The organism is Phenylobacterium sp., from assembly GCF_004297125.1.
Taxonomy (GTDB): domain Bacteria; phylum Pseudomonadota; class Alphaproteobacteria; order Caulobacterales; family Caulobacteraceae; genus Phenylobacterium.
In genome coordinates this window covers 453,336-460,002 of sequence record NZ_SCVD01000001.1, presented here as the reverse complement: position 1 = coordinate 460,002, position 6,667 = coordinate 453,336, and the positions used below count along the sequence as shown (strand labels likewise).

Annotated in this window: 8 protein-coding genes and 1 pseudogene; 3 read left to right on the top strand and 6 right to left on the bottom strand. The window is 68.7% G+C overall.

The genetic code is table 11. The annotated features are described in order from the left end of the window. On the bottom strand, positions 1–237 hold a 237-nt coding region (locus tag EPO51_RS02180), incomplete at its 3' end, for a hypothetical protein (RefSeq protein WP_293345491.1). A gap of 305 nt (positions 238–542) precedes the next feature. Between EPO51_RS02180 and EPO51_RS28030 the strand changes: the two are divergent. The 3 genes and pseudogenes from EPO51_RS28030 to EPO51_RS02170 form a co-directional block, all read left to right on the top strand. Beyond that, a pseudogene (locus tag EPO51_RS28030) lies at positions 543–623 on the top strand (hypothetical protein); the annotation flags it as partial. An 8-nt stretch (positions 624–631) separates the two neighbouring features. Next, a complete protein-coding gene (locus EPO51_RS02175) occupies positions 632–919 on the top strand; it encodes an endonuclease domain-containing protein (protein WP_293345488.1) in 288 nt (95 codons plus the stop codon). A 440-nt stretch (positions 920–1,359) separates the two neighbouring features. Then, entirely contained in the window at positions 1,360–1,554 is a 195-nt protein-coding gene (locus EPO51_RS02170; protein ID WP_293345486.1) for a hypothetical protein, read from the top strand. Positions 1,555–1,695: 141 nt separating this feature from the next. Here the strand turns inward: EPO51_RS02170 and EPO51_RS02165 are convergent, their stop codons facing one another. From EPO51_RS02165 to EPO51_RS02145, 5 genes are all read right to left on the bottom strand, one after another. Next, positions 1,696–2,031, bottom strand: coding sequence for a hypothetical protein (locus EPO51_RS02165; RefSeq protein ID WP_293345484.1), 336 nt, complete (start codon positions 2,029–2,031; stop codon positions 1,696–1,698). 139 nt (positions 2,032–2,170) lie between these two features. Beyond that, the gene (locus EPO51_RS02160; RefSeq protein ID WP_293345482.1) at positions 2,171–3,826 is read right to left on the bottom strand and encodes a choline dehydrogenase; all 1,656 of its coding nucleotides are present in this window, start codon (positions 3,824–3,826) and stop codon (positions 2,171–2,173) included. A 106-nt stretch (positions 3,827–3,932) separates the two neighbouring features. Beyond that, positions 3,933–5,009, bottom strand: coding sequence for a DUF3667 domain-containing protein (locus tag EPO51_RS02155; protein WP_293345480.1), 1,077 nt, complete (start codon positions 5,007–5,009; stop codon positions 3,933–3,935). Positions 5,010–5,120: 111 nt separating this feature from the next. After that, positions 5,121–5,903: an enoyl-CoA hydratase-related protein gene (locus EPO51_RS02150; protein WP_293345478.1), complete on the bottom strand. Its 783-nt coding sequence runs from the start codon at positions 5,901–5,903 to the stop codon at positions 5,121–5,123. Between the two features lie 47 nt (positions 5,904–5,950). Next, positions 5,951–6,481, bottom strand: a complete 531-nt coding sequence (locus EPO51_RS02145) for a gamma carbonic anhydrase family protein (protein WP_293345476.1) — start codon at positions 6,479–6,481, stop codon at positions 5,951–5,953. Positions 6,482–6,667: the final 186 nt, after the last annotated feature.

Sequence of the window (6,667 nt, the reverse complement as noted above, 5' to 3'; positions counted from 1 at the left end):
CCGCTCGGCCTCGCGGGCGTCCAGCGCCTGCTGGCGCGCCAGCCTGGCCTCCAGCGCCACGGTCTGGCGCACCGAGCGCGAGATGGTGTGGAACGCCTTCACCAGCGCGACCCGCTGCTCGGGCGTCTCAGCCGCCTCCGCCTCCTCGAACGTCCGCTCAGCCAGCGCCAGGCCCAGCTCGGTCAGCCGAGCCAGGACGCGCGCATGCCGTTCGGCCATGTCGGGCGGGATGGACATGAACAAAAGAAGAACATGGGGCGCGCCGGAAGGCAAGGTTGGTGTTCAGGGGGTGCGTCCGGCTTTGACGGATGGGCAGGGCCGCTGTCGGGCCGACAATGGGCGCCGCCGGCCCAGCGCGGACACAGGGCGCCCAAGGTCTGGTTCATGGGGGTCGGCCGCCGGCCGGGTTCGATCCTTCGCGGACCCAGGCGCATCCCTCCTCTCCCCCCGAGCGCAGCGAAGAGTGGGGAGAGGGTAGGGAGAGGGGCGACGCAGGCCTTGCCGCTTGCACGACGGCCCAGCCATGACCCACCGTCGGCCCCATGGCCACGGTCAAGACCCTCAGGGACACCACGCCGCGAGATCGCGCCCGCGCGCTCCGCCGCGAGGACACAGAGACTGAGGCGCGGCTGTGGAACGCGCTGCGCGCGCGGCGGCTGGCGCTGGCGGCGTCAGATCCCGAAAGGGCCCGTTCATCCTCGACTTCCTTTGCGTCGAGGCTGGGCTGGTGGTCGAGCTCGACGGAGGCCAGCATTCGGAGCAGGTCGCCTATGACGCGCGTCGCACCGCCTACCTGGAAGATCTCGGCCTGCGGGTGATCCGCTTCTGGAACTCCGCGGCGCCGACCAGCCGCGACGGCGTGTGCGCCACGATCCTCGACGCGTGCGGCGGCGAGCATCCGTCCATGGGGCCTGGCTGAACCCGGAGCGGCGGCGGCGAGGCCTGCGTCGCCCCTCTCCCCACCCTCTCCCCACTCTTCGCTGCGCTCGGGGGGAGAGGAGGCCGCCGCTCGCCACCCCGCGCTGTGGTTCGTGGCGTCCGCTGTCGAGCAGATCGCCGAAGGTCCGGTTCACGGCCCTGGGCCGATGGCCTGGTGCGACCCGTTGCAGACGTTCGGTATAGGCAGGGCGGTCGGCCTGCACCGGTCCTGCACCAAGCCCGTGCTGATCCGCAGTTTGCGGGCACCTCATCACTTCGCCAATCTGAAACACGGCAAAGGGGCGAACGGCAATGTGGGCGGATGGCGTGTTCGGACCAGCGGCCGACAACACACTGCTCGTCGCCGCCCTGGCTCTTTGCTTGGCCGTTGCATGGCGGCAAAGGCGTCGGATTGACTCTCCGAGGTTCCCCGGAGCCCTCATGATCTATTGGGTGTTCGCCGCCCTCGCTCTACCGATCCCAGCCTACTTTGCCTGCGGCGTCGGGCTGCTCCTTGGCATGGCCTCGAACACCCTTGCGGGCGCGGTCATTGGTTGGGTGCTGCTACCGCCTCTCTTCTGCTTTGCGGCGCTGTCGCTGACCGCTCCATTGTTCACCCGGCCCAACGTCCGCTAACCACCCCTCAGCGACGTTCGCTGGGTCTGCTCGTGGGCATGTTGGTGAACGTCCGCTTCACCGCGCGGGGCCGGTGACTGTGTCCGCCCCGTTGCGGGCCTCGATCACGACCGCACGAAACCGCCCCGGCCGCTATCCGCCTCAAACGGTTGGGCGTCGTGCGCTCAGCACCTTTAGCGTACATTTCTGAACGACGAGGGTGAGGCGTTTGCCCCCGGTGCTGTCGGTGGCTGTGGACGACAGGATCGAGTCGAGTTGCAGCGTGGTGTCGCCACGCCTGTCGAGGCGCCGAGACACGACCTTGGCGGTGTAGCCTTCGCGCAGGTAGCCAAACTCCTTTTGCAGCAACGGGAAAATGATGTCGGCTTCCTTGCCCGGGTCGAGCTGCGGGCAAACGGCAGGCGGCTTCGGGCGCGTCGCGCATCCGCTGAGGGTGATCGCCGCGACGAGCGCCCATATACTGCGACCTGACCGCACGTCCGTCCTCCGTCCCCACGCACCGCCGTCGTTGCGACATCGCAGCGTCGGTTGTCGTCGGCGGCGCGTCAATCGGAGGTATAGCTTCGCGGACCTCCACGGGGCGCTCATCCGGCGGAACGGCCCCCGGCGACGCGGACTACGCGGCCTGTGCGGCGTCCGCGTAGACCGGGGCGTCGTCGGCCGGGAGGAAGGCCTTGCCGCGGATCGCGTCGGAGATCTTCTCGGCGATCATGATGGTGGGCGCGTTGGTGTTGCCGCCCACCAGCGTCGGCATGACCGAGGCGTCGACCACGCGCAGGCCTTGCAGGCCCTGCACGCGGCAGTCGGCGTCCACCACCGCCATCGGATCGCCCGCCACGCCCATCCGGCAGGTGCCGACGGGATGGTAGATGGTCTCCGCGGTCCGGCGGATCCAGGCGTCGATCTCGGCGTCGGTCTGCACCGCCGGGCCCGGCGCGTGCTCGCCGCAGACGTAGGGCGCCAGCGCCGGCTGTTTGGCCACCTCGCGCATCATCTTCACGCCTTCGCGCAGCGCGCGGCGATCCTCCTCGGTGGCCAGGTAGTTGGCGGAGATCGCGGGATCGTCCATCGGATTGGCCGACTTCAGGCCCACCCTTCCGCGGCTCTCCGGCCGCAACTGGCAGACGTGGAAGGTGAAGCCGTCCTTGGCCACCTGGACCTTGCCGTGCTCCTGCATGATCGCCAGCACCGTGTGGACCTGCAGGTCCGGCCGGTCGAGGTCGGGCCGCGAGCGCAGGAAGGCGCCCGACTCCAGGAACTGCGACCGCCCCACGCCCTTGCGGAACAGCATGTAGGACAGGCCGACGCTCAGGGTCTTGATCAGGCCTTTTCGCAGGGAATAGAGCGTGATCGGCTGCGGGCACTCCCAGGACAGGCAGACGTCCAGGTGGTCCTGCAGGTTGGCGCCCACGCCCTTCAGCTCGTGGACGACCGGGATGCCGTGCTTGCCCAGCTCGTCGGGGTCGCCGATGCCGGACAGCTGCAGGATGTGCGGCGACTGCACGGCGCCGGCGCAGAGCAGGACCTCGGCATTGGCGTGGACCACGCGGCGGCCGCCCTTGGCCTCCTGGATCTCCACGCCCGTCGCCCGGCCGCCTTCGACGACGATCTTCGTCGTGCGCGCGCCGGTCAGGGCCGTGAGGTTGGAGCGTCCCAGCGCCGGGTGCAGGTAGCCGCGCGCCGCGCTCCAGCGCTCGCCGTCGTGGATGGTGAGCTGGTAGGGTCCCCAGCCTTCCTGCTGGAAGCCGTTGAAGTCCTTGGTCAGCGGATAGCCGGCCTGGCCCCCCGCCTCGATGGTCGCCTTGTAGATCGGGTGCGGGGACGAGGCCTTGGAGACCTTCAGCGGCCCCTCGCCGCCATGCCAGGCGTCGCCGCCGCCCTCCAGGCTCTCCGAGCGCTTGAAGTAGGGCAGCACGTCGGCATAGCCCCAGCCGCCCAGGCCCATCTGCCGCCACTGGTCGTAGTCGCGCGCGTGGCCGCGGATGTAGATCATGCCGTTGATCGACGACGAGCCGCCCCAGCCCTTGCCGCGCGGCCACCACAGCTTGCGATCGTCCAGGTTCGGCTCGGCTTCGGTCCAGAAGCCCCAGTTGTAGGCGCCTTCCTTCTGGATCAGCGTGCCGACCCCGGCCGGCATCTTGACCATCAGCGAGTTGTCCTTGCCGCCGGCCTCCAGCAGCAGGACGGTCCTGGTCCCGTCCTCGGTCAGCCGGTTGGCCAGCACGCAGCCGGCCGAGCCGGCGCCGATGATGATGTAGTCGTAGCGGTCCACGCGGCCGCCTCCCTGAACGTTGTTTAGTTGCAGGCACCGTGACAAAGGCGGCGGGCCGAAACAAGACCGCGCCGACCAAAAAGTGACGCAGGCGTCACCGTTTGCGTCAGGCCATGTTGAGCCACAGGATCGCCAGCAGGAAAAAGACCAGCGCGATCGAGCAGAACACCAGCAGGAACCAGGTGCGCCAGAGCGCCGACAACGTCCGCAGGCCATAGGCGCCCTGCAGCTGGTAGTACATGTGCAGCGGGACGACGAAGGGCGTCAGGGCCACCGCCAACCCGGCCGTGACACCGCCGATCCGCCCGCAGATCGCCACCACCATCGCCAGCAGCGACATGAAGGTCAGCGAGTAGAGAACGAACACCCCGTGGTCGTAGAGCGTGAAGCCCCGCTTCCAGACGAACAGCAGCGCCACGAACGGGATCGAGATCGGTATCAGCAGGAACGAGAATTTGTAGAAGGTCTGCTGCAGCTTGTAGAGCGCCAGCTCCGGGTTCTCGAGCTTGTGCTGGATCTTCTCGTCCAGCTTCTTGCTGCCGGTCGAGAAGCCGAGCTGGCCGGACCTGGCGTCGCTCGCCAGTTCCTCCTGCCATCCGTCCACCTCGGCGGCCTTGGGCGTGTCGCCGATGCGGGCGCTCGCCTTCGCCTGGTTGGCCTGGGCGGCCTTCAGGGCGATTTCCGCGGCGGCGCGGGCTTCGGGCGGCGCGGCCTTCAACGCGGCCCGGGCTTCGGCGACCTCGGTGTTGCGGCGCGCCAGGTCGGCTGTCGCCACCGCCTGGCGGCCGATCGTCGATTCCTTCGGCTCGGGCGCGTAGCTGAGCAGCATGAACATGACGAACATCGTGAACAGGAAGATCGCCAGCGGCGACACGTAGCGGGTGCGCTTGCCCTGGCACCATTCGCGCGTCAGCCGCCCGGGCCGGAACGCCAGCAGCGGCAGGGTCCGCCAGGTGCGGCTGTCGAAGTGCATCACGCCGTGCAGCAGCTCTTCGCCCAGGTGCAGCAGGGTGCGGTGGACGTGGGCCGCGTTGCCGCAGTTGTGGCAGAAGGGCCCGATCGTCTGGGTCCCGCAGTCGGCGCAGGCGTTGTGGGGCTCGCCCGCCTTGCCGGCCGGCCTTTCGAACGTCCCGGCGATCAGCCCGCCGGTCGCCGCCCCGCCCACCGCCTCGAGATCAACCATCCGCGCCGTCCCCGTCACTCCGCGCGGAATGTGACGGGATTGGCGGGGAGCGGCAATATTGGGAGCCGATAACAGGCGTTGCAGTCCCCCCCTAAGGAGGAGGGATGACTCTCAGCGCCCCTTCCACTGCGGCGGGCGCTTCTGCGCGAAGGCCAGCGGACCTTCCTTGAAGTCCTCGGAGGTGTAGAGCGCCGCCACCGCCGGGTATTTGTTCTGGCCCTTCAGCGCCGCCTCCAGGCTGGGCTCGTCCAGGCCCTGGTAGACCGCCTGCTTCGAGGCGCGGATCGACATGGGGCCCAGCTCGCAGATGGACTTGGCCAGCTGATGGGCGGTGCGCATCAGGTCCTGCGGGGCGGTCACCTCGTGGACGAAGCCCAGCTCCTTGCCCTCGGCGGCCGAGACGCGGCGGGCGGTCAGGATCATCCCCATGGCCCGCTTCACGCCGATGGCGCGTGGCAGTCTGTGCAGGCCGCCGGCCAGGGCGGCCAGGCCGACGCGCGGCTCGGGCAAGGCGAACACCGCGGCCTCCGAGGCGACGATCAGGTCGCAGGCCAGCGCGATCTCGAACCCGCCGCCCATGGCGACGCCGTTGACCGCGGCGATCAGCGGCTTGGTCAGGTCGAAGCGCGACGTCAGCCCCGCGAACCCCGACGGCGGGCTGCCCATCTTGCCGCCGCCCGCCTGGTGCTTGAGGTCGTTGCCCGCCGAGAAGGCGCGGTCGCCGGAGCCGGTGACGATGCCCACCCACTGGTCGGGGTCGGCGGCGAAGGCGTCCAGCGCCTCGTGCATCTCGAAGTGGGCCGGCGAATGCAGGGCGTTCATCACCTCCGGCCGGTTCAGGGTGAAGGTGGTGATCGGCCCGTCCCGGCCGACCTTGATGAATTCATAGGCCATGTCGTCCTCCCGTTTGCCTGGAACGTCACGGGGCGACGCTACGGAGGTCAAGAGACGAGGCTGAGCTCCCGCTTGTAGCGCTTCCAGTTCTCCACGTAGTGCGCCGCGCCCAGGGCCACGCGGGACGCCTGCTCCGGGCTGAGCTCGCGCACCACCTTGCCCGGCGCGCCCATGACCAGGGAGTTGTCCGGGATCTCCTTGCCCTCGGTGATCAGGCAGTTGGCGCCGATCAGGCAGTTCTTCCCGATCCTGGCCCCGTTCAGGACGATCGAGCCGATGCCCACCAGCGATCCGTCGCCGATCGTGCAGCCGTGGAGCATCACCAGATGGCCGACCGTGACGTTGGCGCCGAGCGTCAGCGGCGAGCCGGTGTCGGTGTGCAGGACGCTGCCGTCCTGGACGTTGGAGCCCTCGCCGATGACGATCGGGTCGTTGTCGCCACGAAGTGTGGCGCCCCACCAGACCGAGGCGTTCTTCTTCAGAATCACCCGCCCCATAACCGCCGCGGTCGGGGCAATCCAGTATTCGTCATCGTTCGGTAGCTCAGGTGTCACATTGCCCAAGTTGTAGACACTCAATGCCGCACCTCATTTCTTGCCGGTCAGGGCTGTTTAACGACTCGGAAAGGACGTTAGGATCATTCTAGTGATGCGATTCGAGAGGGTGAAAGCCTTCTGGGGATCGCCGCGGAGGTTTCCGCCTTCGTGTTCTCGCGCTGGACGGGGTGGATGGCGCTGAGTCTGTTGTTCCACCGGGCAGTTGCG

Excerpts from the sequence above, each read along its gene's own strand:
- EPO51_RS02155 (WP_293345480.1), bottom strand. The coding sequence starts at position 5,009 with ATGGTTGATCTCGAGGCGGTGGGCGGGGCGGCGACCGGCGGGCTGATC.
- EPO51_RS02150 (WP_293345478.1), bottom strand. The coding sequence starts at position 5,903 with ATGGCCTATGAATTCATCAAGGTCGGCCGGGACGGGCCGATCACCACC.
- EPO51_RS02170 (WP_293345486.1), top strand. The coding sequence starts at position 1,360 with ATGATCTATTGGGTGTTCGCCGCCCTCGCTCTACCGATCCCAGCCTAC.